The following is a 25,475-nucleotide window of genomic DNA, read 5'->3' on the forward strand; positions in this document are numbered from 1 at the left end:
GTTGAGTACTCTTACTTTTGTGGTAAATGTAAAGTATTTTTTCTATGACACTTATAAAATCTATTTCTGGAATTCGCGGAACCATTGGTGGTGAGCCAGGTGATAATTTAACACCATTAGATGCAGTAAAATTTGCATCTGCTTATGCAAAATGGATTAAAGAAGCCTCTGGGAAAAGTGATCCAACAGTGGTAATAGGAAGAGACGCTCGTTTAAGCGGTGCGATGATTCAAGCTTTAGTTCAAAATACTTTAGTTGGTATGGGCTGCCACATCATAGATTTAGGTTTGAGTACTACACCAACGGTAGAAGTAGCAGTGCCTATAGAAAATGCAGATGGAGGAATTATTTTAACGGCCAGTCATAATCCTAAACAATGGAATGCCCTTAAACTCTTAAACAATAAAGGAGAATTTTTAAATGGTGTAGAAGGACAGAAAATTCTAGATACTGCGGCTGCAGAAGATTTTAATTATGTAGAAGTTGATGATCTAGGAACTGTAAAAGTGGTTACGGACTATATAGATAGGCATGTTGATTTAGTTTTAGATATGCCTGTAACTAAGGTAGATGCCATAAAAGCAATGAACTTAAAAGTTGTTGTTGATGGTGTGAATTCTACTGGAGGAATTGCTGTGCCGGCATTATTAAAGAAATTAGGAGTAGAAGTAGTTGAGTTATATTGTGATCCTACAGGTCATTTTCCACATAATCCAGAGCCCTTAAAAGAGCATTTAGGTGATCTTGCTGCTGCAGTAGTAGAGCATAAGGCAGATTTTGGAATAACTGTAGATCCAGATGTGGATAGACTTGCTTTTATGACTGAAGAAGGAGAAATGTTTGGTGAGGAATATACACTTGTCGCTTGTGCAGATTATATCTTAGGTCATCATAAAGGAAATACAGTTTCTAATTTATCATCTTCTCGTGCACTGAGAGACATTACTGAAGCACATGGTGGTATATATTATGCTGCAGCAGTAGGAGAAGTGAATGTTGTAACTAAAATGAAGGAAATGAACGCCGTTATCGGTGGTGAAGGTAATGGTGGAATTATCTATCCAGACTCTCATTATGGTCGTGATGCTTTAGTAGGTATAGCGATGTTCTTATCATTACTTACTGAAAAGAAAATGAAAGTAAGTGCCTTAAGAGCAAGTTATCCTGAGTATTATATGAGTAAGAATAAAGTGCAATTAACTAAAGGCATGCCTGTAGATGATATCATGAAAGATATTGCTACTCAATATGTAAATGAAGAGTTAACCACTATAGATGGTGTTAAAATAGATTTCCCAACAGAATGGGTTCACATGCGTAAATCAAATACGGAACCTATTATTAGAATATATACAGAAGCACCAACCCAAACTAAAGCTGATGATCTAGCAAATCGTTTTATTGCTGAACTCGAGGCGATAGCACAGGCTTACGCTTAATGTTTTCTGGTGTTGCCTTCCATCTTTTATGCGACCAGAGATAATACTCTGGTTGCTTTCTGATTTGTTTTTCTAATAAGTCCAAGAAAGTATCTGTTATTTCCCAATCTTTAGTTTGCGCAGCATTTTCCGTTATGGTTTGGAAATTAGCTTTATAGTGACCTCTTTTAATTTTCTCTACAGCTAGATATACTACAGCTGTATCATGAGCCTTAGCAAGCTTTTCGCTACCCATAAAGACGGCGCTTGTTTTACCGAAAAAAGTTGTGAAATGTTGTGCTCTATACTTAGCTGGTGATTGGTCAGCTATTAAGCCATACATTGCCATATCACCATTACTTATACTTTGAGAGATATTACTACTAGCTTCACGCATAGTGATCATAGTAGAATTGAACTTTTGTCTTATATCAACAATTAGTTTATTAAAATACTTATTGGCTAGTGGTTTGTATACAGCAATGATTTTATAATCGACTAGACCATCTATACACATTGTCCACTCATAACTAGCTTGATGCCCAAACATGACTATAATCGGCCTTTTTTGATCTCTAAATTGATGTATTAATTCAAGATTTGTATATTCAAATCTACTCAACATCTCATCATGACTCATAGACATAGACATGATAACCTCAATAAAACTATCGCAAAAATGCTGCGTTGTTTTCCGGCATAGTTCTTTTAACTCAATTTCTGATTTTTCAGGAAAAGCAATTTTTAAGTTATTAATAATTACTTTTTTACGGTATCCAATCATATAGTAAACAATCAGAAATGCAAAATCACTTAATAAATACGTTAATCGTGCTGGAAGTCTAGAAATGATCCAGAGTAGTGGATAAAACAAATAAAAAGCAATCGCTTGCATAAATAAAATTTGGACAAATATACTATCTTGTTGCGTAGTAAAAGAATGATATGAATCAAGGATTAGATATAGTAACTATAGTGATTATAGTAGCATGTGCATTAGTAAGTTTTAAAGGGTTTCAAGACCGTTTTTTCTTCGATAAATACAAATTTAATATTGCAGGAATTCAGCGTGGTGAACAGTTAAGGTTTTTAACCAGCGGTTTTTTACATGCAGATCTACAGCACCTCATATTTAATATGTTAACCTTGTATTTCTTTGCACATTACGTAGTTGTAGATTTAGGTGATATAGGTTTTCTAGTAGTTTATTTTGCCAGCTTATTGGGTGGTGGTGTTCTCAGTTATCTTTTTCATCAAGATGAATATCACTATAGTGCCATAGGAGCGAGTGGTGCAGTAATGGGAATTATATATTCAGCAATATTGTTAGAGCCTGGCATATATATATATGGTATAATACCAGGATTTGTTTTTGCAATAGGATATTTAGCTTATTCTATTTATGGTATGAAAAATAAATCAGATAATATTGGACATGATGCCCATTTTGGTGGAGCAGTAGCCGGTTATGTTGTGACTATTCTATATAATTACCATATCATATTTGAACAAACGCTTACCGTGGTTTTAATGCTATTGCCGATAGTAGCCTTATTTATACTCAAAAAAATGGGCAAATTATAGTAGCTCTGCTAGTTTGTTATGTAAAGCTTGACCTCGTAAATCTTTTGCTATAATAACTCCATTTTCATCTAGTAAAAATGTAGCAGGTATGCTGCTTACATTATATAGCTTGGCAATAGGGTCCTGCCAGTGCATTAATCTAGAAATATGGTACCAGTCCATTTCATCTTTTTCGATAGCGGCTTTCCATGCTGCTTCAGCATTTTGTCGATCTAGAGATACACTTATGATATTAAATCCTTTATCGTGATATTCTTTATAAGCTCTAACCACATTAGGGTTTTCACGTCTACATGGTCCACACCATGAAGCCCAGAAATCAATAAGTGTCACTTTTCCTAAAACATTTTCTAATTTTAAAACATCACCATCTGGTGTTTTACCTTCAAATAATGGTGCTTTTGCACCTATGGCTGTAGTAGTAAATTTAGTCAGGTAACTCTCTAGACTCTTAGTGATAGCTGTTTCCTTTACGTCACCTTCTAACACATTAAATAATTCCAAAGCCTTGTCGGTATCAATTAATTTAGAATTCACTAAATCGCCTATTATCATACTGCTTACTAACTTATTAGGATTAGACTTTACGATGTTAAACACCTCGTTTTTATAAGTTTCTTCAGCATCCATCCATATTTTTGTAACATCATCGCCTTTTTGCTGATCACCTGATCGGTAAGCATTACCGCGAGCAGTTTTAAATTCGTTTGTTCTTTTTTGATAAGTAGCTTGGTCAGCTCTAAAGTCATAAAGAATTCTATTTTCTTCACTTCCTGTAACAGAACTAGCCCATAACGAGTCTTGGTTTAATGTGATTTTTAAAGGTTCATCTCCTTCAATAAAAATCATACGATCATTACCAGTCTCCATAGATAAGAAACGTACCTCGGCAAAATCTTTCTTTTCTCCTTGTTCAAAATAAAACTTCTCATTCATAACTACCGCAGTATCAATAATCATAGGTTTATTAGTACTGTTCAGTTTATTCATGTATACTCTCATTCCATTATAAACACCAGGCGCTGTACCTTCAATAAAGTGAGTGTTATCATTACTAGTTTCAGTTTTACAAGAAATTATTAATAAAAGTGCGACAATAGGAAGTAGAAATCTCATGCTAATTATTTTTTCAAAAATAGTGGTTTTACAGCTATAGAACAGGTTAAAACTTTCTAAAACTATAGGACCTATAGTTATCCTAGACGCAATAGTTTTACCTTTGTACCTATGAATATGTTACCTGAAGATTTTATGATGGAAGTTACCTTAAGTTTTCATAAGGTAATAGATCATTATAGGGAACGTCTCAAGACCGAGACCAATCCTATTGCAATTGCATTTCTTACTGCTACGTTAGATTATGTAAGCAACCATCCACGATTAGAAGAAGGATTACAGGTTGAAGAGATTGAGCAAGAGAAAGAAGTCATAAATACTTTATTATCAGATCTTTTTCCAAGAGCTTTAACACTTAACGAAATAAAAGCAGCAACGGTACCATTTTCTGATTTCTTATTCAATAAATCAGAACGCTTTGAAAATTTATTATCTCATATTAAAGATGAGAAATTTTCACTTCTTTCTAACACAGACTTTGACTATTTCTCTATGGCAAGCGGCGTTATACTTAAGGATGTATACAATGCTCAAATCGATTTAAGTAAACCTTTACATTGTCAAATACCTGATGGAAATGGTAATTTAAAAACTTATCGCATCACTTACAATGCAGATTTTGTTGAAGTAGCCCTTAAGGATGAAAAGTACAGACTGACAGATGTTGATATTAAAGAGTTATTGCGCAATCCTGAAAACAAAAAATTATGGAAATCTAAGTTCCCTAAGAATAGTTACACATTTAAAGGGTTCGGTATCATCAGTCTTACTGATGTAACTATGGATAACGCTATTTCAGATTTAAAAACAGTTTTACTTGGTAATTTAGGTGAAAAGTCAAATCATGAGACAGAAAAAGTAGAAAAGATATTCAAGCAAATGTTCAATATGGAGGATTTGCATGTTGGGTTTACTATTTATAATAATGTAGACATGCTTTTTGAAAATATGGTTTATAGTGATTCAAGCAGTTTTTTACTAGGCTCTAGTCACGAAAAAAATTGTAATAATGCTCTTTGTGCAGATTCATATGCTCATCTTTTAAGAGATTTTACACCGCTAGTAATAACGGACGTTAAAAATTATCGCGATAACATTGAAAACACTTTTCTACCTGATAATTTAATTGAGGCTGGTTTTAATAGTGCTATATTTTATCCTATATCTCACGAAGGTAGATTGCTAGGTATATTAGAACTAGCCAGCTATACACCATATTTGTTAAACACGTTTAATGCACAGAAATTAGAAGGTATTTCAGACTATCTTAAAATGGCTTTAATCCGTTCAGAGCAAGAATATGAGACGACTATTAAAGCGCTTATACAAACAGAATGTACATCTATTCATCCTAGTGTGCAGTGGAAATTTGAACAAGAAGCTCGTAGGTTGATTAGATCGCGAGCAGAGTCTTCTGATGACAATTTTAATGATTTAGTATTTGAAGATGTCAGTCCCTTATATGGGCAAATTGACGTGGTAGGTAGTAGTGATGCACGTAATGAAGCGATTAAAACCGACTTAATATCACAACTCGAATTGGTCAGTGAGATTTTCGCTTTCGCGAAAGCGAATGAACCATTACCTATTTATGATCAAATTATTCATAGGATCCACAAATTCCAAGTCGAACTTGAGTTGAATAGTATTAATGCAAATACTGAACGTGAGATAATTAGTATTCTTGAAAGTGAAGTAAATCCTTTTATGGTTCATATTAAGGATTTATCTAAGAAATTAAAACAGCTTGTTACAGATTATGAAAATACTTTAAATCATGACTCTGGCGTTGTCTTCACTAATAGAGATAATTACGACACAACAGTTCAGGTTGTTAATGAAAGACTAGCTCGTTTCTTAGACCGTAAGCAAAAGGAAGCTCAGGAAATTTATCCTCATTTCTTTGAACGCTATAAAACTGACGGTGTAGAGCACAACATATATGTAGGGTCAAGTATTGTAAGAGGTCAATCTTATAATCCGGTCTATTTATATAACCTTAGATTATGGCAGTTACAGACCATGATACAGATGGAAAATAAATTTTATCAGTATCAAGAGAGTCTTCCTGTTCAAATAGAGGCAGCGTCTATGGTTTTAGTCTTTGGTAATACGTTAAGTATTCGATACCGTATTGATGAGAAACGTTTTGATGTCGACGGAGCTTATAACGCAAGGTATGAGGTGATTAAAAAGAGAATTGATAAAGCAAATATCAAAGGAACTCAAGAAAGAATTACCCAAAAAGGTAAAATTTCAATCATCTATACAAATCATGAGAGCGAACTGGAGTACTTAAGATACATTTCATTTCTTCAAGATCAAAAATATCTCAACGATAAAATCGAACTACTAGAACTAGAAGACGTACAAGGTGTTATAGGTCTTAAAGCGATACGAGTAGGCGTGCTTTACAACAAAAAATCTGAAGATAAAAAACGTCTTACCTTTAAGGATTTGTTGCAGGAATTACATCAACAATAGAGTCTAGATCGAGTAGGGCAAAGGCAATAACAAACGCAAGTACTGATCCTATAATTCCTATCATAAAGATGGTATAAGTAAGCCTTAATAATTTGTATTTTCTTGCAAGTACAACACCTAGGTAGTATAAATCCTTGATAAGAGATTCATAAACTTCCTCTTTTTCTTCAAGTAAATCCATTACTGAGTCCTTGTACTTATTCAATGGCATTTTATGAAAATTACCAAAAAAAAGTAAATTTACCTTACGTTCTCGGACTTCATCGTCTGTAAACTCGCCAGATGTTATATTAGGTCTGGTAGACATTATAGAGAGTACAATACTTGCTACTGAAAACAAAACTAAAATAAGAGTAGGCCATAGCAAGTGTCTATTACTTACCTGTTCTAATTTAGGTATCAAATTAGCTAGTGCTAGTGAGATAATAATCGCGTTTACAGATAGAAGTATGTTTGCTTTAGTATCAGCTATATCGCTAAGTTTGATATGATTACGTAATGCTGTTCTAAAAAGTGTTTGAATCGCACGTTCAGGACTTTGATTCTTTAGGTCTACCTTTAATTTTTCCTTTTTTAGTTTTTGTTTATTCTTTTTCTTTTTCTTCAACAACTTCATAAGGTTTTCATTCTTATCCTTATTCCAGTTCTTGATAGCATAGTCAGAATAATAACGGTGCTTTTCTGTAAATACTCTTATGTTTTCCTTACGCCATTCTTTATTGGTATAGGTAGCTATACCGCGCAGTTCAAGTTCCTTTTTGAGAAGTTCGCTAGTTTCATCATAATAATCTTTTGCAAAATGTGAGGCATCTGCATCTCTTAAGATTTCTTCTAAAGTAGTTTTAGGTGTGCCATTGAATTTTGTGGCTAATATTAATTGTTTAACCAGTTCAATTAAGGATTGATCTGCACCATTATCTTTTAAAAAATCCTCAGCGATAGTTGCGCTACGTTCTTCATGACCATCTGCACCATGTATGTAGCCTGTATCATGTAACCATGCCGCAATTATTAACGCTTGTTCTTCTTTAACATCGATTTCGGTGTTTTCAATTATCTCTTTAGTACTTTTAACAACTCTTGCGGTATGCATGTAGTTATGATACACATAAGTTTCATCAAGTTGTGTTTTAAACAACTCAAGAACAAAATCGTCTACTTTTAGAAAAATGTTATCTGTCATAATCTCAATGATACCTCAAAATGGAATAAAAACCTCTTAATTTATGATTAAAAATACTACTCTTTTTTTTATTGCCGTTTTCATCTTAGTAGGATGTGCCTCTTACAAGGAGCAATATAGGGAGGAAACACAGAACGCTTTTCCTGATAATGCACAGATTACCAAATCATTTTATCTTATAGGTGATGCAGGTAAATCTCCAATTAATGGTAAAAGTGAAGGTTTACTTGCGCTAGAACAACATATTGAAAATCAAGATACAAAGAAAGCGCATTTGATTTTTCTAGGTGATAATATTTATCCTGTAGGGATGCCAGATAAGGATGATTCTTTTAGATCACTGGCAGAAAATCATTTGAACGCACAAATTGCGGTTGCTCAAGCTTTTGATGGTAAAACTATTTTTATACCTGGAAATCATGACTGGTATGATCAAGGCTTAAAGAATGTAGAAAGGGAAAAGGACTATATAGAAAAAGCTCTTAAGGATAAAAATATATGGGAACCTAAAGTAGGTTGTCCATTAGAAAGTATAGAAATATCAGATGATGTTCAACTTATTATTTTAGATAGTCAGTGGTATCTAGCCCAATGGGATAAGCACCCTACAATTAATGATGATTGCGATCAAATCAAGACAAGAGAGCAATTATTTCTAGAGATAGAAGGAGAATTCAAAAAAAATCAGGATAAGGTTATTCTTGTAGCGATGCATCATCCATTATACACTAATGGTGTACATGGTGGTCAATATGCTGCTACAAAGCACTTGTTTCCAACTCAAAGAAACATACCGCTACCGCTTATTGCATCTCTAGTAAATCAAGTGCGCACTAGTGGTGGGATAAGCTCTCAAGACAAACAAAATGAACGTTATCAAGAAATGGTCAATCGGGTAACCACTCTTGCTAGGTCGTCACAAGCAGCACGTATAATCTTTGCCAGCGGTCACGAGCATACCTTACAATATATTGAGAACGATGGAATACGCCAGATTGTTTCTGGTAGTGGATCTAAGCAAAGTTATGCTACCTTAAGCAATGATGGACTTTTTGCATACGGTGGTAAAGGTTTTGCAAGATTTGATATTCTTAAAGATGGTAGTGGTTGGGTAAGATATTACACCTTGCGTAATGGTAAAGTTGAATTAATTTATACGGTACAAGCGATTGAGAAACCTAAGGAATTTGATATAAAACAATTACCTAGTAGTTATCCCGCTTTCGCGAAAGCGAGTATATATGAAACAGAACGTACCGATGTCTCAGGTTTTTACGAATCTGTATGGGGTAATAAATATCGAGATTTATACGGTATTGAAGTTAATGCCAAAGTAGCACTATTAGATACTCTATATGGCGGATTAGAAGTAGTAAGAGCTGGTGGTGGACACCAGACGAGAGCACTAAGGTTAAAGGATAAAGACGGTAAAGAATATAATATAAGAGCTCTTAAGAAAAGCGCTGTACAGTTTTTACAAACGACTGTTTTTAAGGAGAATCAAGTTGTTGAAGGTTTTGAAAACACTACGACAGAGGACTTATTGTTTGACTTTTATACCGCAGCGCATCCTTATGCAGCATTAACAATACCGGATTTAGCAAGTGCAGTAGGTGTATATCATACTAATCCAGAAGTCTTTTATTTGCCAAAACAACAAGCCTTAGGAAAATATAATAATGACTATGGAGATGAATTATATTTATTAGTAGAACGACCTGAAGAAAATCACAAAGATCTATTAAGTTTTGGTAAGCCAGATGATATAGAGAGTACTGCAGATGTTTTTGAGCGTCTACGCAGAGACGAGAAATATAAGATTGACGAGCCTCATTATATTAAGGCTAGAATCTTTGACATGCTTATAGGTGATTGGGATAGACATCAGGATCAATGGCGCTGGTCAGAGTTTGAATTAGAAGATGGAACACACCTTTTCCGTGCTATTCCCAGAGATCGTGATCAAGTTTATTCAAACTTTGATGGAGCTCTTTTTGCGACATTACGCACTATGATCGGTATTACAAATCAATTTGCTACTTATGATGAACAACTTACAGATGTAAAGTGGTTTAATACTGCTGCAAATTACTTAGATAGAGCACTTGCTCAAAACAGTGATCGTTTTGTATGGGAATCACAAGCCAGGTATATACAAGAAAACTTAACTGATGAACAAATAGAAAACGCTTTTAAAAATTTACCAGCCGAAATCTATCCACATGAATCTACTCAAGTAATTGTAGAGAATATGAAGAAACGTCGTGATAATTTATTAGAAACCGTTAATGACTACTATGATTATCTCGCAAGCCTAGCTATCATGACGGGAACCGATAAGGATGATATTATAGAAATCAATCGTATAGAAGATGGTAAAACAGAGGTTACTATCTATCGTAATAAAGATGGAGAAAAAGCAGATATCGTTGCGCAAAGAGTTTTTGATAGTAAGGATACTAATGAAATTTGGATTTATGCATTAGATGATGATGACATCATTAAAGCGATGGGAACTGGGAAAAACAAAATTAAAGTGCGAGTAATTGGTGGACAGAATAATGATATTTATGATCTTGAAGAAGGAAAGGCAATATCGATTTATGATCATAAATCAAAGGATAACACTTTTAAAGCTAAAAATGGAGCTCGTGTAAGGCTATCTGATAATTATGATACTAATTTATACAATCCACGTAAAAACATATTGACTAGTAATGCACTAACACCAGCAATAGGTTTTAATCCAGATGATGGTTTTAAATTAGGAATTCAAAATGTTTATACGGTAAATGGTTTTAATCGCAATCCACATACAAGAGTTCATAAAATAACAGCAGGTTATTATTTTGCTACTAATGGTTATGACATTAATTACACAGGTGAATTTGCTGGTGTTTTTAATGGTGTAAACTTACTTGTAAATGGACGATTTGCAGGACCTACTTTTACTGAGAACTTTTTTGGGATAGGAAATGATTCTGAAAATTTACAAGACGATTTTAATTTTGACTACAATAGAGTTCGTATCAGTGAGGCTACCGTTGGTCTAGGGATTAAGTATAATGGTGAATATGGTTCTAATTTAACAATATTATCAAATTTACAAGGAATAGAGGTAGAGGAAGGTAATGAGCGTTTTATTACTGATTTAATCGATCCTGAAACTAATTCTGATTTTTATGAACGCAAATGGTACGTGGACACAAAAGCAACCTATAATTACGAAAGTTATGATAACAAACTTAATCCTACTAGAGGTATGATATTTGAAACCACCATAGGTGGTACCATTGCTACAGAAGATGTAGATCAAAGTCTATTATACTTTAAACCAAAATTAGGTTTCTATAACGCCATATCTAGAAATCGCAAATGGGTTATAAAATCTACTATTCAAGGTCAGATTAATGTAGGTAACAATTATCAATTTTTTCAATTAGCTGAGTTGGGACAGAATAACGGACTAAGAGGTTATCGTACACAACGATTCTCTGGTCAACGATCATTTGCTGCAAGTGGTGATTTGAGATATAGCTTTAATGAATTTAAAACTGGTTTAATTCCTTTACAGATGGGATTATTTGCCGGTGCAGACGTAGGTCGTGTTTGGGTAGATGGAGAGTTTAGTGATCAATGGCACAATGATTTTGGTGGTGGTTTTTGGGTAAACTCAGCTGAGGCTATAGGAGCTAATTTTAATTTCTTTCATGGTGATGATGGTTTAAGATTTAGTTTTCAAGTTGGGTTCAGTTTCTAAAGTTAATACCTGTTTTATTATAATAAAGGCTCGCAGTTATTGCGAGCCTTTTGTATTTTTAACAAATGAATGATAAGAAAAGTGGTGTCATGCTTATTGCACTAGGTAGTGCAATAGTGTTTATAGGAATAGTGCTCTATTTAATGGAGATTATAGGAGCAACTGGTATGATCTTACTAGGTATAGCGGTAGAACTTGCTGGTGCTTATATTTTCTGGAAAAATAGGAAACGCTAGTTTATAGTTTCAATTGATAAAGGTTTCCACCAGTTTTTTTAGTCTGTTCATCACTTATCCATAAAATGTTGTCAGTTTTATAAATAATAGATTCTTTTTGAGAGTAGTGATTGAGATCATGTCTTTCGATATCATAATTAGTGAAATCTTCGTCATAGTTAGAGAGTATAAATACTTTGTCACTGGTAAGTAGAGCAATTTCTCCATGACTATTCACATCTGCGCTGGTAATTAAACAATCTTTTGAATCGTTACAAATTTCAATTTCTACGAGAAATTGAGCATTATTTGAAGTTCCGTCAGCTTTCAATCGGTATACTTGAGTTTTACCATTAAAATCACTACTTCTATTCTTACTGAATAAATAGAAATAATCCTCAACGCGCACAAAAGCCTCACAGTCATAGAAGCGTTCTTTCTTTTTAGGAGGAAAGTCTTTTTGATTGGAATAGAATACAGAAATCTCGCGAATGTTAACTAGTTCTTGGTCTTTAGGTTCTAGATCAGTAATATCAATTTCATAAATAGCTAAGTCTCTACGTTTATTTTTGTTGTTTCCTAAATCAGCTATATACAAATAGGTTTTGCCAGTAACGGTATTAGTATAACTACTTAAATCTTCCCAGTCATTATTTTTTAAGATGGGAGCTGTAAGCTCATAATAACCTAATTCTTGATCATATAAGTAAAGTACTGGTTCATTTCCAGAATCATTAACCGCATATAATAAATCAGAGCCCTCGATAGACTCCATTCCACTTATTTCTTCAAGGTCTTCTGGTAGATGTTCTAAATAAGTAAGTTTACCATAGTCCTGGCAACTAGCATTTTGAAATAGAATTGTAAATAATAGTAATTGAAATACTTTCATATTATAGTCAAACGAAAACACCGTCTAAGTAAATAAATAACTTAGACGGTGTTTAGTTAATTTATAAAATTAATTATACGGATTGATGATTGTCACTTGTATTCATTCTCCACGCATCTAACATCCAGCTTGTTTTTTCTAACTCTCTGATATATGCACCTATTAAATCTATAGTACCTTCATCACCAGCTTTATCTGCACGTTCTACCACTTTACGCATTTGTTGTATTAACGTACCGTGGTCTTCTAGCAAGGTATTCACCATTTCAACATCTGTATGTTCTGATTTAGATTCTTTTAAATTAGACTTCTTCAGGTAGTCAGATAAATTAGAAGTAGGCTGGTATCGCAACGTAAGAATCCGTTCTGCTATCTCATCTACTTTTAATTTTGCATCATCATACATTTCCTCGAACTTAATATGCAAATCAAAAAAGTTTTTCCCCACTACATTCCAGTGAAAATTTCTTAATTTTTGATAGTAAACATGATAGTCTGATAGTAATACATTTAATTCTTGAACTGTTTTTTCAGTTTTATCTTTGTCTAGATTTAGGTAATTCATTATTTAGTCTTTTGTTGGTTCTTTTCAGTTAATGTTTCTGACTTTATATCAAAGTCTTTGTTTTTATTCACTTTGCCTAGATTTCCTAAAGGACGATCTTGACTTTTTCTTTTAAATTTAGTTTGCATGGCGTTTATTATTATTTGATATAAAGATAATAATGATATGACCTGAGCATTGAGAATAAAAGGTTAAAACATGTTTATGTTATCTTAAATAAGCATAGATTATTTAATGATATGTAGAATTTATTGTGAATTATGCAATAATGAAAAAGGACTCAAATTCTTCAGATTCTAATTGCATCCAGACCATGGGAGCAAAGCCTCGTGCCAGACTATCCTTTACGATTAGTAACATTTCTTCATAGTTATAAGAATCTTTTAAGGCGTGACAGTTACCAATCCATAGATGCTTTTTAGGTAAGTAGTATAGGTTGTTGGTATTCGCTTTCGCGAAAGCGTCATAATTCATATAATAACCAGCAATACATCGTTTATTGATATACTTAAAATTATGTTTCCATAAATCCCGAGGTATATACACATGGGCTAGATAGCAAACACGTTGTTCTATAGAATCAATTTCTAGATTTAAAGAAGATAATGCTTGATAAGTAGCTGGCTTGTAGAGTAGAGGTAATTGATGATCTACTAATCGGTCAAATTTGAAAACGAAATTATCACGCTTATTAGGTCCCACATATTTAGATAATTCGGTTGCATGGTCTTCATTTAAATAGTTCGATTTTTCTGAAACATCAGGATCATAACAATAGAATTTATAAACTAATTCTACGTGGTACATTTTATTGGTGTTGACTTCTCTGATCAGGTAATCTAATTCGCCTTTAGTGATTTTTGCTACATTGATTTGAATATTTGAATCAATTAATTGATAATTCAAACTTTGCTTTATGCAATACTCATAGTAATATTCTGCTCGTTTACCTAAAACCGTATTTACAGGAATCTCTGGAAAACCTGTAAGGATATCATCATCTTTTAAATGAGATAGGTCTAATTTATTTAGAGGAAACTGTTGTACACCTGCAAGCTTACCATTCCATAGGCTTGCTGTTTTTAAAAAGGCTCTAAACCGTTGAATATCGTTTTGAGCCATTTATTTATTCTTTTATTAAATATTGCTGTTCTTTCAAATAAACGCCAGCACTAGGACCTAAATTAAATAATAGGTCTAAAGCACTTAATCCATTTAAAAATCCATGTTTCTCTTGAAATACTTGAATGTAAGAATCAGTTGATAGAATAGGATCTTGCTTTGCAGTAATTAGTTGTCTAGCTCTTATATCATCCAGGTATTCTTCTGATGATATAATTGATTTTGTAATATGTAGTAGATGAAGCGACCATTTCAGTGTTTTAATATTCCAGTCTATTAATAGCTTTGGAATATCACTAAATAAATCATGTAAATCAGCCTCATAATATTCATAAAAAGGACTACTGTTGTAAGCACTTTTTATACTTTTTAAATGTTGTGTAACCCAATCATCTGTCTGGTTGATTTCAATACTATTGTAAGGTACAGAGTGACCTGATTTTTGATGAACTATAGGTATGTTTAGAGCCAGTTTACCATTTGCAGCTGCGATATAGCAACGATTACGATAAGTCTGTTTTACGTAGTTATCATGAGTCTCCAGCATCAACTGGTTGCAATGATACAGGTGCACTAAACTCACTACATCTATAAAATAGCTAGGATGTAGTATCAGCTCCATAGCTTACTTATTACTTTTCTTTTTGATAAATTTCTTGTAACCAAAATATCCTAATAGTCCAACTATCAATATCCATAAATATGATGTAGGTTGTCCTGAACCATTTACAGTCGTAAACATACGGTCAAATCTCAATGAAGGGAAACTACCGCTCCAGTCCATACTCATCCACACAAAAACAGGTTTACCAACAACGTGATTTTCTGGTACAAAACCCCAACCACGACTATCGTAACTGTTATGGCGGTTATCACCCATTAGCCAATAGTAATTTTGTTTAAAAGTGTATGCATTTAATGGCTTACCATTGAGTAAAACCGATTTACCATTAACTGAAATAGTGTTTATGATATTCATCTCACTACCTTCATACACCTCAATAATTCTTTTGTAATATCCGATGTTGTTATAGTTGATTTCTACAGTAGCATCTTTTTGAGGGATTAGTACAGGGCCAAAATTATCATTGTTATTAGCAATTTTAGAATCATACGGGAATATTGCTGGATCCCAACTTCCTTTCTTGTCTATTCTTTTATTAAGGTCTAGAATATTAGGATTAGCCTGTAAAGCAGCTGCGGCTTCTACAGTTGCAGCACTTACTGCTAGAGTAGGAGCATTATCATTTTCTGTATCGTAATAATGTCCAACTGCATCTGTAATATCATACTCTTTTTTGAGCATGGCAGGATCTATAGGTTGTGGTGTTGTGACTGACTTATAGGTGTGCTGTAATCTCGCTCTTTCTGGTAAAACAGTAGGTTGACCATCGATATGGACTTTACCATCTACTATTGAAAATAGATCACCAGCGATAGCCACACATCGCTTAACATAATTAGATTTTTTATCAATAGGCTTATCGTGATGTAAATTATCTATAGAAGGAAATCCGTATAAGGTATCTGCTGGCCAGTTGAAAACAACAATGTCATTTCTTTTTATTTTTGAAAAACCAGGAATACGAGTGTATGGTATTTGTGGTGTTTCTAGATAACTTTTAACATGTAAGACTGGTATAGTATCATGTACCATTGGTAAAGCCACTGGTGTCATAGGGATACGAGGTCCATAGTGCATCTTACTCACAAATAAAAAATCACCAGTTAATAAGGTTTTTTCTAAGGATGGCGATGGAATTATGAAAGGTTGCATCACATAGGTATGTACTATTGTCGCTGCAATTACCGCAAATAATATAGAACTAGTCCATTCACCAGCACTTGTGCGTGGATGAAGACTACGATTTTCAATATAGTTTAATGGTTGTGTATAGTTTATGAAATATAAATAAAGTCCTAATGTCACAATAACTAAGACTGTATCTTTTGCTTTGTTATAACCAAATGAACGTAAGGCTTCTACCCAGACGACTATAAACATGATTAAGTTTACAACAGGTAAGAAAAGTAAGAAAACATACCACCATGGTCTATTTAATATCTTCATGAAGATCACAGCATTGTACACAGGCACAAATGCTTCCCATGCTTTTCTACCAGCGGCGACGTACATTTTCCAAGTACCTAATGCATGTACTACTTGAAGTACTAAGAAAAAAATTAACCATCCTGTCCAACTCATCTGTTTACTCTTTAATATTTTTAATGATAGCTACTATGATAAGTTCAAAACGTCTTTCATAGTAAATATTCCTTTATGTTTTGTAATCCATTCAGCAGCGATAACGGCGCCTATGGCAAAACCATCACGACTGTGAGCCGTGTGCTTTATTTCAATGTCATCTATTATACTACTGTAATGTATGCTATGAGTTCCTTTAACATCTTCAATACGCTGTGCATCAATAGGTAAAGAATCACTTTCACTGTCTATGCCTAAATGCCACTTATTCAATCTAGTAAATTCAGATATTCCTTGAGCAAGAGTAACAGCTGTACCACTAGGAGCATCTTTTTTTTCTGTATGATGTATCTCCTCCATACTAATTCTATATTCTTCATATGGCGCCATCATTGCAGCGAGTTTGCGATTGAGTTCAAAGAATAAATTAACGCCTAGACTAAAATTTGAGGCATGAACTAAAGTTCCATTTTTGGAATTAATATAATCTGTGACCTCTTGTAATTCTTCATTCCATCCAGTTGTACCACAAACCACAGGTAAACCCATGTCTGCACAAAATTTAATATTACTTACAGCACTATCTGGAGCTGTAAATTCGATAACCACGTCGGCTTTTTGAATGTCCTCAATAGAATCATTTCTACCTATACGAGTCACAACATCATGACCACGTTCTAAGGCAACACGTTCTATTGTTTGCCCCATTTTTCCATAACCCAGTAAAGCTATTTTCATATCAAAAGTTATAAATAAGTGATAGACCAACATTTGCACCTGATGGTACATGTTCAATGTTGATAATAGTAGGAGTAAGACTTAAATTACGATCAACATTAAAATCATCTAAGTGGCCATCTACGTTAGCGTCTATTATTTGTAATATATAAATACCAGCCGTTATCAATAGGGTTAATTCTTTATTACGTTGTGCTGTGCGTTGTGCACGTTCTAATCCTGCATCAGAGATAATAGGATTTCCATCTGCATCAGAGAATGCATCATTGGTCCCACCGGCTAGTCTTATTCTGAAAGCGTCTCTTAATTCTTGATATTGATTTTCATTATAAAGATATACAGCAACACTAGTACCTAGAGCTCCATAGACAAGTGGCACCTTCCAGTAACGACCATTATATGCTTGCCCTAATCCTGGTAAAATGGCACTATAAAATGCCGCTCTTGCAGGTCTGTTAGCATCTATTGCCGTGTTTACTGAGTCGGCTGCTATAACCTTAAATTCACCAGGTGGTAGAGATGTATCATCTTGCGCACCAGCCGTTAAAGCTCCTAAAATAATGAATATGTAAAATAAATAATTACGCATTCAATTGTTTGATAATACGTTCTAATTCTTTTTGAGATTTAAAGGAAATAGTTAATTTCCCTTTCCCTTTTGCATCTACTGTAGCATTTACCTTAGCACCTATGGCTTCTGATAATTCTTTAGTAGCATCAACTATTTCAGATGGCAGTTTATTTGTTTTAGCTTGCTTTCGCGGAAGCGTATCACCACCTTTTTCTGCTTTAACAATTGCCTCTGTGTCTCTTACAGAAAGACCGTTTGATAATATTTGTTGATAGATATCTAGTTGTTTATCTAAACTATCAACCGCGATTAAGGCACGTCCATGACCCATGGAAATAAACCCGTCACGCATTCCTGTTTGAATAATAGGGTCCAGTTTTAATAACCTTAAATAGTTAGTAATAGCACTACGACTTTTACCTACACGATCACTCATTTGCTCTTGTGTAAGATCTATTTCTTCTATTAAACGCTGGTAGGATAGAGCAATTTCTATTGGATCTAAATCCTGACGTTGTATATTCTCAACCAGTGCCATTTCTAATGATTCCTGGTCATTTGCAATACGCACATAAGCCGGAATCGTATCTAGTCCTAATAGTTTAGAAGCACGACAGCGACGCTCACCACTTACTAATTCATACTTATTAAAGCCCATTTTACGCACAGTGATGGGCTGTATAACACCTAGTTCTTTTATAGAAGAGGCTAATTCACGCAAGTTTTCTTCATTAAAACTAGTACGTGGTTGAAAAGGGTTCATCTCAATATCTGCTAGATTGAGATCTACTACATTACCTACGATTTTGTCTGCGTTCTTATCGTTTGCATTAGTGATATCGTTAGATGGATCTTTCAATAATGCAGAAAGACCACGACCTAATGCTTGTTTTTTAGTTGCTTTGGCCATAATTAATTAGAGGCATTTTTTTGAATCAATTCATTAGCTAGACTCAGGTAATTTTCAGAACCTTTACTAGCAGCATCATAATTGATAATACTTTCACCATATGATGGTGCTTCACTTAAACGCACATTGCGTTGTATAATTGTCTTAAACGTTAAGGCTTTAAAGTGCTTATTAACTTCTTCTACAACTTGATTAGAAAGTCTTAAACGACTATCATACATCGTAAGTAATAAACCTTCAATATCTAATTGATCATTATGAATTTTTTGAATACTCTTTACCGTATTCAATAACTTACCTAAACCTTCAAGTGCAAAGTACTCACATTGTATAGGTATTAATACAGAATCACTAGCAGTAAGTGCATTAAGAGTTAAAAGGCCCAATGATGGAGCACAGTCGATAATAATATAATCATAAACTTCTTTCAGAGGCACTACAGCCTCGCGCATCATATACTCACGTTGATCCTTATCAACTAGCTCTATCTCAATGGCTACTAAATCTATATGAGCAGGGATAATATCTAAGTTAGGAGAATCGGTCTTAATAACTAATTCTAGAGCAGGAACAGTATGTTCTAGCAATTGATAAGTACCATTCTCTACAGTTTCAACATCAATACCTAGACCCGATGTAGCGTTTGCTTGCGGATCTGCATCAATAAGAAGTACTTTTTTCTCTAGTACACCTAGTGATGCCGCTAGATTTACCGCTGTAGTTGTTTTACCTACACCACCTTTTTGGTTAGCAATTGCTATTATTTTACCCATTTAAAACGAATCAATTTAAGCTGCTAAGGTAAAAATTTACAACTTAAAAAAAGTGCTTTACCATATACTTTATTAACGATATCCATGAGTTGTATTTCATCATATTGAACATGAGAATGGTAGTTCTTAAAAAATGACTTACATGAAACTTTATTCTTAGAATTACTCAACTTATTTAAGCTCTTAATTTTAAGCCTTTAAGTAGGTGAAATCATTTTGAAAAATAAAAGCCTTCTTCATTTTCTTACCTTTGACTGGTGAAAAATAAACTCTTAATTATAGGTCATACTTGGCCAGAACCTCAAAGCACAGCTGCCGGAACGCGCATGTTGCAATTAATTGAATTGTTTAAAGATGCTGGTTTTGCAATAACCTTTGCCAGTGCAGCATCACGTAGTGATTATAGCTTTCAACTTGCCAGTATTGAAGTTGAAGAAAAGGCTATTTTATTAAACAATCATAGCTTTAATGATTGGGTTAAAGAAGAACAATTCAATGCGGTCATGTATGATCGTTTTATGATAGAGGAGCAGTTTGGATGGCGCTTCCGCGAAAGCTGCCCTAACAGTATCAATATCCTTGATACAGAAGATTTACATTTTTTAAGAAAGGCTAGGGAAGTAGCTCTTAAAAATAACGAAGAGGTAAGTTTAAAACACTTGCATAGCGAGCAGGCTATGCGTGAGATAGCTAGTATGTATCGTTGTGATGTAAGTTTGATTATTTCTGAATATGAAATGGAATTACTTCAAAATCAATTCCGTATACCTAGAGAGTTATTACATTATTTACCATTCTTAGTTGGTTCGGGAACACTAAAAAACTTAAAATCAACCAATTTTAAAAGCTTTCAAGAGCGCAGTCATTTTTCTACCATTGGTAATTTTATTCATAAGCCTAATTATGATGCTGTTCTTTACTTAAAGACCAAAATATGGCCCTTAATTAGAAAGGAACTTCCCAAAGCAGAAATGCAAGTTTACGGTGCCTATGAGAGTCCAAAAGTTTCGCAATTACAAAATGAGAAGCAAGGATTTTACATTAATGGTAGAGCGATAGAAGCAAAAGAGGTAATAGAGAACAGTAGAGTAGTACTGGCTCCTATCAGGTTCGGTGCAGGATTGAAAGGAAAACTTTTCACAGCCATGGAAACCGGAACTCCATTTGTGGGAACACCTATAGCGATGGAAGGTATCTATTCAACAACAACGTCAAGCTTAAATCAAACTCCAGCAGATTTTGCTCAACAAGCCATAGAGCTATATTCTCACGAAAACTTATGGAAGCAACAACAAGAGTTAGGTTTTCAAACACTTCGCAAAAGGTTTGAAATAACATTATTTAAAGATAAATTTATCACTAGAATTAATGATGTGATGATAAATCTAGAACATCATCGTTTGCAAAATTTTATGGGGCAATTGCTGCAACAACAAGCATTTAATAGCACTAAATATTTCAGTCAGTGGATCGAGGAGAAGAATAAATAGTTTAATTCAATATTTATTTAACGATCAATTTTCACTTTTTTAACAAATTCGCCTGTAACACTATACAATAGCCTTTTTCGTTTACTTTTTTCAGTTTCCATACATAAAAATCTATTGTATAATTCATACTCTACCATTTTAATATCATAAAAGTTGAATGGAATAATAATTTCTCCCTTATTATTGATTACACCTTTTTGAGATAAGAAATTAGTGGCTATTAAGGTTCCATGAAAATTAGAATTTTCAGGAGTATAAATCATTTTGTAGATGGGATCTGTTAATTGGCCATCACTATAAATACCATACTTGTTGTCATTTTTTATATTTATAAATGAATTGGTTTTACCTTTGGTTACCTCATCAAATTCCACAGATTTAAAACTATTTTTAATATCAAAAATTATCCATTTATTCATACTCGATTTACAACGATACAAATAATCACCAATATTGTCAATTTCCAAATAAATAGGTTCTAAAATCTGATATCCTTTAATATCCAGCATACCAAATAAACCATTCTTACTATAAATTATATTTTTATTTAGATATGAATAGACAGCGCTATCGACTTTATCTATTTCTGAATTTCTGGTAATTAATTTAGAACTGTTAGAACCGATTGGAGTAAGCAAAATCACATCATCAAATATTTGCGTGAGTGATGAAAATTTTTCATCTTCAATTTCCCCATCAAAATTCGATTTCATATAAACTCCATCTTTTTTGAAAATGTAAAAATTATCATAACGTTTAATGTTGTCAAAAACGATAGGAGTAATCTGTTCATTCTTCATGTTAATAATCCCTTGTAAGCCATCTTTTCGAACAATTGCTCTATCATCAATCATATCATCAGCATGATCATATTGTGCGGGAATAACTATATCAAGGCTTTCATTTATAAACCCAACTTTACCTCCAGATTTAAAAGATAGTAATTTAAGAGAAGTATTATTTAAAAATTTAGCCTTGGTAAGCAATGCCTTATCAATAGAATATTTTTGATTTTCAATTATACTTGTTATTTGTGAGGAGCTAAAAGGATAGTCACCAGTGTAATCCAATAACTTATTTTCCCCTTTACAAACATTGCATGTTTTTGATTTTTTAACAGTAATATTTCCTGTGCCTTTGCACTTTTCGTGAGTTCTTCTTCCACTATCATATGGTATGCCGGGACCTCTCAATACTCCAACCATTATGTAACCCTTTCCTCTGCACCCAACGCCACGATAAGATTCAGGGTCATCATCTCCACCACATTTCACTCTTTCGGTATAATGAATCTGACCACCATCACAACGACTATTAGTACAAGAGATGTATCTAAAGTCTTTATAAGCATTGGCTAAAGCTTCATCTTCCTCTTTTTTCTTTCTTTCAATTTCTTTCTTTCTAGATATTTCGATTTCAATTTCTTTCTTTCTTTCTAAAATATCAGAGTTATAGATAGCAATGTTTTTAATTATTTCCGTAGATAAATTCATATTCATCAATACTTCGATTTGCTGTTCAGCCAGCTCTAATTGATCTAACTCAATTAAAGTTTTAACTTTTAAGTCGATTGCTGTTGCTAGGGTAGGCTTACCAGTTAATTCTTCAATTTCTTCAATGTTTGAAATTACTTCGTTAAATTTCTCTACCTCAAAATAATTTTTAGCCTCTATAAATTTGGCAGTTATAATATTCTTAGTTTTTATATCTAAAGTTTGAGCACTTATCATGGAATGACTTAAAAGAATAATTATGATGAGTAAATTTTTCATTTATTTAATATTATGTTTTTTAATAAGTTTATTTTGAGCTATAATAATTTGCCTTTCAAAAAATAATTCTTCCCTTTTGTTTGCTCGATTGCTATCAGCTTTACGTTCTTCTGATGTACGATTGTCACCTTCTAAAATAACTTCTAAACAACCGCCATCAAAGGAATAAGATATGTCAATTTCTTTTTTAGGAGGTAAAATATATTCACCTGTTGAGTTTACAAACCCAACTTCAGACACGTAAACACTTGTTGGCACACTATTACAAACCCCATAGCCTCCTTTATCTAATGTAATTCTCTCTAAAACACTTGAAACCTTTGCTACTCCATCTTGATACTCTAGGATACGCTCAAATTTATAAGGTATAAGAATATTACCATTTAAATCTTCTACGCCCATCTTACCGTTCTTAATATAAATTTTGAAACTATCTTTTTCTTTAATTGAAGCTTCTTCTAAGAAATCTTCATCATCAGAATAAGTATTATAATCACTTAGAAAATCTTCAGTGGTAGATGGTTTTAAATTAACTACATTTTCTGCTAAAAAATCATTTAAGGAAACAGTCTTACTTAAGTTTGTAGAAAGGTCAGTCATGTTAGCGACTTCAACAATTTCATTCGCTATATCCAAATCTTTTCTTCGATCGCTTTTAGCTTTTACGATTTTCTCAGTCACCTTACCATTTATTTCATCAATCTTTTCGTTCAATAGAAGTTCTGACCTATCGTACTTATGTAATGCTGTGTGGTAATTTTCAACAAAACCTCCTTCTATTCCTATTTGTTTATATAAGTTATCTAATTCAGTCGCTTTAGCTACATAATTTATTTTATTAATGAGTTGTTTTCTCTTTTGAATTTTAGCTATTTCCTTTTCACAACCGTCAATGTCATAGCATATACTATTTGGATAAATATATCTAAAGCCTGCAGAAGCAATTTCCTTTTTTAATTGATTCCTTTTAACATCAATTTCCTGTAAAATTATACTTCTATTAGTTTCTTCATTAGTTGCTTTATTTTCAATTTTCACAGCAGATCCTTGGCCAAAACATAATGTTGATACTGTAAAAATAGCAACCGTAATGCTTGTTCTAAGAGTTGTCATATATAAATGTTAATATAATACTTGATAAAGAAAAGTATTTTTATTGGATTGTTAAATACCCTTTTTGGGGTATTTTTAATTAAAGTTTTAAATATAATCTAAACCTTGTTTCATTACATCATCAAACAATCCACATAGTCAGTCAACATGTGAAATAACAAACCAATTCCTAATATACGAATTGGTTTTTTAAAGAATAACATCACTACATAAACAATCATTGCATAGTAAGTATGTAAAGGATGAAAATGAATACTACAGCGGTTAGCTTGAAAAATAGGAGAGGCGAGTAGATGATCTAAATCTACTAGCATTGTCAACAGAAATAGTATATACGCAGTTTTCCAATCTTTTTTAAAGAATAATAGGGCTATCCCTAATGGTGCTACAAAATGTAAAAAGTAATGTATAAATGTCTGCATTACTTAAAATAGTCTGCAATACCAGATAATATACTTTGTACTGCATAAGCAGCTAGTATTAATCCCATAACTTTACTAATTACGGTAATACCATAACTACCTATTGCTTTTTGAATATTATTTGCAAGTAATAAAGTGACGCACGTTATACCTATTACTAAAAGTACCAATAGCGTAGTAAACGCTTGTTGCTCTATAGAATAGATATGATTATCAGTAAGAAGTACAACTGCTAGAATTGCACCTGGTGAGGCAATGGACGGAATCGCAACCGGAAAAATGGTAACATGTTTATAGTCAGAGATATGACTTTTTTCATCTTCAGGTTTTCCTCCACCAAATATCATCGTAAGTGCAAATAAAAATAAAATAACACCACCAGATATTTGAAAAGCATCTAGCGTTATTTCCATTCCTTCTAGAATGATTTGACCTATTACTATAAAAAATAACAATATCAAAAATGCTACAACAGACGCTCTTATGGCCACTTTGCGTTTATGAAGTTTATCAAATTCTTTAGTAGCTTCTAGATATACAGGTACAGTACCTATAGGATCTATTACTGCAAATAAGAAAAATATAGCGGTTAAAATTTCGGCCATGTTACTTAATTCTTTTGGATTGAGTTGTAAAGGATAAACCTTGTTGACCTAGAATAGAAGTCATTACTGCTTCAAATATAGGTTCAGGAGAGTCGTGAGGCTTTTGCCATTCAAATATGAAATTAGAACCAGTACCACCAGATATGTCTTTTTCATCAATAATAATCTCAGTAGTTTCTAGTGGAGCTAAATAAATAGGGTAGTCAAAGTATGTTCTAACAGACTTACCGTGTGTATCATAATATTCTGCTTTTAATAAATAAATGGTATCTAAATCACTTGTATTTCTCAAGCTTACCATTCCGGTTAGATTTTGTGTACGGCTTTCTGATATACTATAAATCTGAGAGTAAATAGAAAGATATGATTTCCCATACTCTAAAGAGTCTGTTTGTTCTATGGATACACTTCTTTTCTTCCAGTTTTCTGGATTAATAGAACTCATTTCCACTTTCTCTTCACAGCTAAAAAGTAGAATCACTAATACAATAGAAAAATATCTCTTCATCATTTCATTTACTGATTGATACTAATAT

23 protein-coding genes are annotated in these 25,475 nt (G+C 33.2%); 6 read left to right on the forward strand and 17 right to left on the reverse strand.

The genetic code is table 11. The features are described from left to right. Positions 1 to 44 precede the first annotated feature (44 nt). On the forward strand, positions 45 to 1,439 hold the full coding sequence (gene glmM / locus ACJJVI_RS10210; protein WP_405351765.1) for a phosphoglucosamine mutase: 1,395 nt from the start codon (positions 45 to 47) through the stop codon (positions 1,437 to 1,439). Here glmM and ACJJVI_RS10215 read toward each other — a convergent pair. After that, positions 1,399 to 2,313 (reverse strand): lysophospholipid acyltransferase family protein, encoded by a 915-nt coding sequence (locus ACJJVI_RS10215; RefSeq protein WP_042271911.1) that lies wholly within the window; start codon positions 2,311 to 2,313, stop codon positions 1,399 to 1,401. The two genes, glmM and ACJJVI_RS10215, sit on opposite strands and share 41 nt — an antisense overlap. Positions 2,314 to 2,363: 50 nt before the next feature. Here ACJJVI_RS10215 and ACJJVI_RS10220 point away from each other — a divergent pair, with 50 nt between their 5' ends. After that, positions 2,364 to 3,002: a rhomboid family intramembrane serine protease gene (locus ACJJVI_RS10220; protein ID WP_405351767.1), complete on the forward strand. Its 639-nt coding sequence runs from the start codon at positions 2,364 to 2,366 to the stop codon at positions 3,000 to 3,002. On the opposite strand, the gene ACJJVI_RS10225 is transcribed toward ACJJVI_RS10220, so the two are convergent. After that, positions 2,997 to 4,118 (reverse strand): TlpA disulfide reductase family protein, encoded by a 1,122-nt coding sequence (locus tag ACJJVI_RS10225; protein WP_042271915.1) that lies wholly within the window; start codon positions 4,116 to 4,118, stop codon positions 2,997 to 2,999. The two genes, ACJJVI_RS10220 and ACJJVI_RS10225, sit on opposite strands and share 6 nt — an antisense overlap. 111 nt (positions 4,119 to 4,229) lie before the next feature. Here ACJJVI_RS10225 and ACJJVI_RS10230 point away from each other — a divergent pair, with 111 nt between their 5' ends. Beyond that, entirely contained in the window at positions 4,230 to 6,602 is a 2,373-nt protein-coding gene (locus tag ACJJVI_RS10230; RefSeq protein ID WP_405351769.1) for a GAF domain-containing protein, read from the forward strand. Here the strand turns inward: ACJJVI_RS10230 and ACJJVI_RS10235 are convergent. Next, positions 6,568 to 7,785 carry a Pycsar system effector family protein gene (locus ACJJVI_RS10235; protein ID WP_036585118.1) on the reverse strand — a complete coding sequence of 406 codons (1,218 nt, stop codon included), beginning with the start codon at positions 7,783 to 7,785 and terminating at the stop codon, positions 6,568 to 6,570. The genes ACJJVI_RS10230 and ACJJVI_RS10235 overlap by 35 nt on opposite strands. 43 nt (positions 7,786 to 7,828) lie before the next feature. On the opposite strand from ACJJVI_RS10235, the gene ACJJVI_RS10240 reads away from it, so the two are divergent. Continuing rightward, positions 7,829 to 11,545, forward strand: coding sequence for a metallophosphoesterase (locus ACJJVI_RS10240; protein ID WP_405351771.1), 3,717 nt, complete (start codon positions 7,829 to 7,831; stop codon positions 11,543 to 11,545). A gap of 65 nt (positions 11,546 to 11,610) precedes the next feature. Further along, positions 11,611 to 11,781, forward strand: a complete 171-nt coding sequence (locus ACJJVI_RS10245) for a hypothetical protein (protein ID WP_156779999.1) — start codon at positions 11,611 to 11,613, stop codon at positions 11,779 to 11,781. A gap of 1 nt (position 11,782) precedes the next feature. On the opposite strand, the gene ACJJVI_RS10250 is transcribed toward ACJJVI_RS10245, so the two are convergent. The 9 genes from ACJJVI_RS10250 to ACJJVI_RS10290 form a co-directional block, all read right to left on the reverse strand. Then, complete coding sequence (locus tag ACJJVI_RS10250) at positions 11,783 to 12,652, reverse strand: hypothetical protein (RefSeq protein WP_405351773.1); 870 nt, start codon at positions 12,650 to 12,652, stop codon at positions 11,783 to 11,785. A 73-nt stretch (positions 12,653 to 12,725) separates the two neighbouring features. Next, positions 12,726 to 13,217 (reverse strand): DNA starvation/stationary phase protection protein, encoded by a 492-nt coding sequence (locus ACJJVI_RS10255; RefSeq protein ID WP_317291517.1) that lies wholly within the window; start codon positions 13,215 to 13,217, stop codon positions 12,726 to 12,728. Positions 13,218 to 13,475: 258 nt separating this feature from the next. Next, positions 13,476 to 14,339, reverse strand: coding sequence for a DUF1853 family protein (locus ACJJVI_RS10260; protein ID WP_405351775.1), 864 nt, complete (start codon positions 14,337 to 14,339; stop codon positions 13,476 to 13,478). A gap of 4 nt (positions 14,340 to 14,343) precedes the next feature. After that, positions 14,344 to 14,961, reverse strand: a complete 618-nt coding sequence (locus ACJJVI_RS10265) for a WbqC family protein (RefSeq protein ID WP_405351777.1) — start codon at positions 14,959 to 14,961, stop codon at positions 14,344 to 14,346. A 3-nt stretch (positions 14,962 to 14,964) separates the two neighbouring features. Beyond that, the gene (gene lepB / locus ACJJVI_RS10270) at positions 14,965 to 16,545 is read right to left on the reverse strand and encodes a signal peptidase I (RefSeq protein ID WP_405351779.1); all 1,581 of its coding nucleotides are present in this window, start codon (positions 16,543 to 16,545) and stop codon (positions 14,965 to 14,967) included. Positions 16,546 to 16,578: 33 nt separating this feature from the next. Then, positions 16,579 to 17,283, reverse strand: coding sequence for a 4-hydroxy-tetrahydrodipicolinate reductase (dapB, locus tag ACJJVI_RS10275; protein WP_405351781.1), 705 nt, complete (start codon positions 17,281 to 17,283; stop codon positions 16,579 to 16,581). 1 nt (position 17,284) lies between these two features. Further along, positions 17,285 to 17,872 carry a DUF5683 domain-containing protein gene (locus ACJJVI_RS10280; RefSeq protein WP_348021192.1) on the reverse strand — a complete coding sequence of 196 codons (588 nt, stop codon included), beginning with the start codon at positions 17,870 to 17,872 and terminating at the stop codon, positions 17,285 to 17,287. Continuing rightward, positions 17,865 to 18,764, reverse strand: a complete 900-nt coding sequence (locus ACJJVI_RS10285) for a ParB/RepB/Spo0J family partition protein (protein WP_405351783.1) — start codon at positions 18,762 to 18,764, stop codon at positions 17,865 to 17,867. Before ACJJVI_RS10285 ends, ACJJVI_RS10280 begins: the two co-directional genes overlap by 8 nt. Before the next feature lie 2 nt (positions 18,765 to 18,766). Beyond that, the gene (locus ACJJVI_RS10290; protein ID WP_036585133.1) at positions 18,767 to 19,537 is read right to left on the reverse strand and encodes a ParA family protein; all 771 of its coding nucleotides are present in this window, start codon (positions 19,535 to 19,537) and stop codon (positions 18,767 to 18,769) included. A gap of 257 nt (positions 19,538 to 19,794) precedes the next feature. Between ACJJVI_RS10290 and ACJJVI_RS10295 the strand changes: the two genes are divergently transcribed. After that, entirely contained in the window at positions 19,795 to 21,027 is a 1,233-nt protein-coding gene (locus ACJJVI_RS10295) for a glycosyltransferase family 4 protein (protein WP_042271933.1), read from the forward strand. A gap of 17 nt (positions 21,028 to 21,044) precedes the next feature. Here the strand turns inward: ACJJVI_RS10295 and ACJJVI_RS10300 are convergent, their stop codons facing one another. The 5 genes from ACJJVI_RS10300 to ACJJVI_RS10320 all read right to left on the reverse strand — a co-directional run bounded on the left by ACJJVI_RS10300 (position 21,045) and on the right by ACJJVI_RS10320 (position 25,447). After that, positions 21,045 to 22,799, reverse strand: coding sequence for a WG repeat-containing protein (locus tag ACJJVI_RS10300; protein ID WP_405351785.1), 1,755 nt, complete (start codon positions 22,797 to 22,799; stop codon positions 21,045 to 21,047). Beyond that, a complete protein-coding gene (locus tag ACJJVI_RS10305; RefSeq protein ID WP_405351787.1) occupies positions 22,800 to 23,912 on the reverse strand; it encodes a WG repeat-containing protein in 1,113 nt (370 codons plus the stop codon). A gap of 113 nt (positions 23,913 to 24,025) precedes the next feature. Next, complete coding sequence (locus ACJJVI_RS10310; protein WP_405351789.1) at positions 24,026 to 24,334, reverse strand: DUF6122 family protein; 309 nt, start codon at positions 24,332 to 24,334, stop codon at positions 24,026 to 24,028. Beyond that, positions 24,334 to 24,939: a MarC family protein gene (locus ACJJVI_RS10315; protein ID WP_036585139.1), complete on the reverse strand. Its 606-nt coding sequence runs from the start codon at positions 24,937 to 24,939 to the stop codon at positions 24,334 to 24,336. Before ACJJVI_RS10315 ends, ACJJVI_RS10310 begins: the two co-directional genes overlap by 1 nt. Position 24,940: 1 nt before the next feature. Further along, a complete protein-coding gene (locus ACJJVI_RS10320; protein WP_348021188.1) occupies positions 24,941 to 25,447 on the reverse strand; it encodes a DUF3124 domain-containing protein in 507 nt (168 codons plus the stop codon). Between the last annotated feature and the right edge of the window lie 28 nt (positions 25,448 to 25,475).

Origin of the sequence: Nonlabens sp. Asnod3-H03 (assembly GCF_045063665.1) — a bacterium.
Classification (GTDB): Bacteria; Bacteroidota; Bacteroidia; order Flavobacteriales; family Flavobacteriaceae; genus Nonlabens; species Nonlabens ulvanivorans.

Bases quoted from the DNA above. Each gene is read 5' to 3' on its own strand.
- glmM (WP_405351765.1), top strand. From the start codon at position 45: ATGACACTTATAAAATCTATTTCTGGAATTCGCGGAACCATTGGTGGT.
- ACJJVI_RS10215 (WP_042271911.1), bottom strand. From the start codon at position 2,313: ATGCAAGCGATTGCTTTTTATTTGTTTTATCCACTACTCTGGATCATT.
- ACJJVI_RS10220 (WP_405351767.1), top strand. From the start codon at position 2,364: ATGAATCAAGGATTAGATATAGTAACTATAGTGATTATAGTAGCATGT.
- ACJJVI_RS10225 (WP_042271915.1), bottom strand. From the start codon at position 4,118: ATGAGATTTCTACTTCCTATTGTCGCACTTTTATTAATAATTTCTTGT.
- ACJJVI_RS10230 (WP_405351769.1), top strand. From the start codon at position 4,230: ATGAATATGTTACCTGAAGATTTTATGATGGAAGTTACCTTAAGTTTT.
- ACJJVI_RS10235 (WP_036585118.1), bottom strand. From the start codon at position 7,785: ATGACAGATAACATTTTTCTAAAAGTAGACGATTTTGTTCTTGAGTTG.
- ACJJVI_RS10240 (WP_405351771.1), top strand. From the start codon at position 7,829: ATGATTAAAAATACTACTCTTTTTTTTATTGCCGTTTTCATCTTAGTA.
- ACJJVI_RS10245 (WP_156779999.1), top strand. From the start codon at position 11,611: ATGAATGATAAGAAAAGTGGTGTCATGCTTATTGCACTAGGTAGTGCA.
- ACJJVI_RS10250 (WP_405351773.1), bottom strand. From the start codon at position 12,652: ATGAAAGTATTTCAATTACTATTATTTACAATTCTATTTCAAAATGCT.
- ACJJVI_RS10255 (WP_317291517.1), bottom strand. From the start codon at position 13,217: ATGAATTACCTAAATCTAGACAAAGATAAAACTGAAAAAACAGTTCAA.
- ACJJVI_RS10260 (WP_405351775.1), bottom strand. From the start codon at position 14,339: ATGGCTCAAAACGATATTCAACGGTTTAGAGCCTTTTTAAAAACAGCA.
- ACJJVI_RS10265 (WP_405351777.1), bottom strand. From the start codon at position 14,961: ATGGAGCTGATACTACATCCTAGCTATTTTATAGATGTAGTGAGTTTA.
- lepB (WP_405351779.1), bottom strand. From the start codon at position 16,545: ATGAGTTGGACAGGATGGTTAATTTTTTTCTTAGTACTTCAAGTAGTA.
- dapB (WP_405351781.1), bottom strand. From the start codon at position 17,283: ATGAAAATAGCTTTACTGGGTTATGGAAAAATGGGGCAAACAATAGAA.
- ACJJVI_RS10280 (WP_348021192.1), bottom strand. From the start codon at position 17,872: ATGCGTAATTATTTATTTTACATATTCATTATTTTAGGAGCTTTAACG.
- ACJJVI_RS10285 (WP_405351783.1), bottom strand. From the start codon at position 18,764: ATGGCCAAAGCAACTAAAAAACAAGCATTAGGTCGTGGTCTTTCTGCA.
- ACJJVI_RS10290 (WP_036585133.1), bottom strand. From the start codon at position 19,537: ATGGGTAAAATAATAGCAATTGCTAACCAAAAAGGTGGTGTAGGTAAA.
- ACJJVI_RS10300 (WP_405351785.1), bottom strand. From the start codon at position 22,799: ATGAAAAATTTACTCATCATAATTATTCTTTTAAGTCATTCCATGATA.
- ACJJVI_RS10305 (WP_405351787.1), bottom strand. From the start codon at position 23,912: ATGACAACTCTTAGAACAAGCATTACGGTTGCTATTTTTACAGTATCA.
- ACJJVI_RS10310 (WP_405351789.1), bottom strand. From the start codon at position 24,334: ATGCAGACATTTATACATTACTTTTTACATTTTGTAGCACCATTAGGG.
- ACJJVI_RS10315 (WP_036585139.1), bottom strand. From the start codon at position 24,939: ATGGCCGAAATTTTAACCGCTATATTTTTCTTATTTGCAGTAATAGAT.
- ACJJVI_RS10320 (WP_348021188.1), bottom strand. From the start codon at position 25,447: ATGAAGAGATATTTTTCTATTGTATTAGTGATTCTACTTTTTAGCTGT.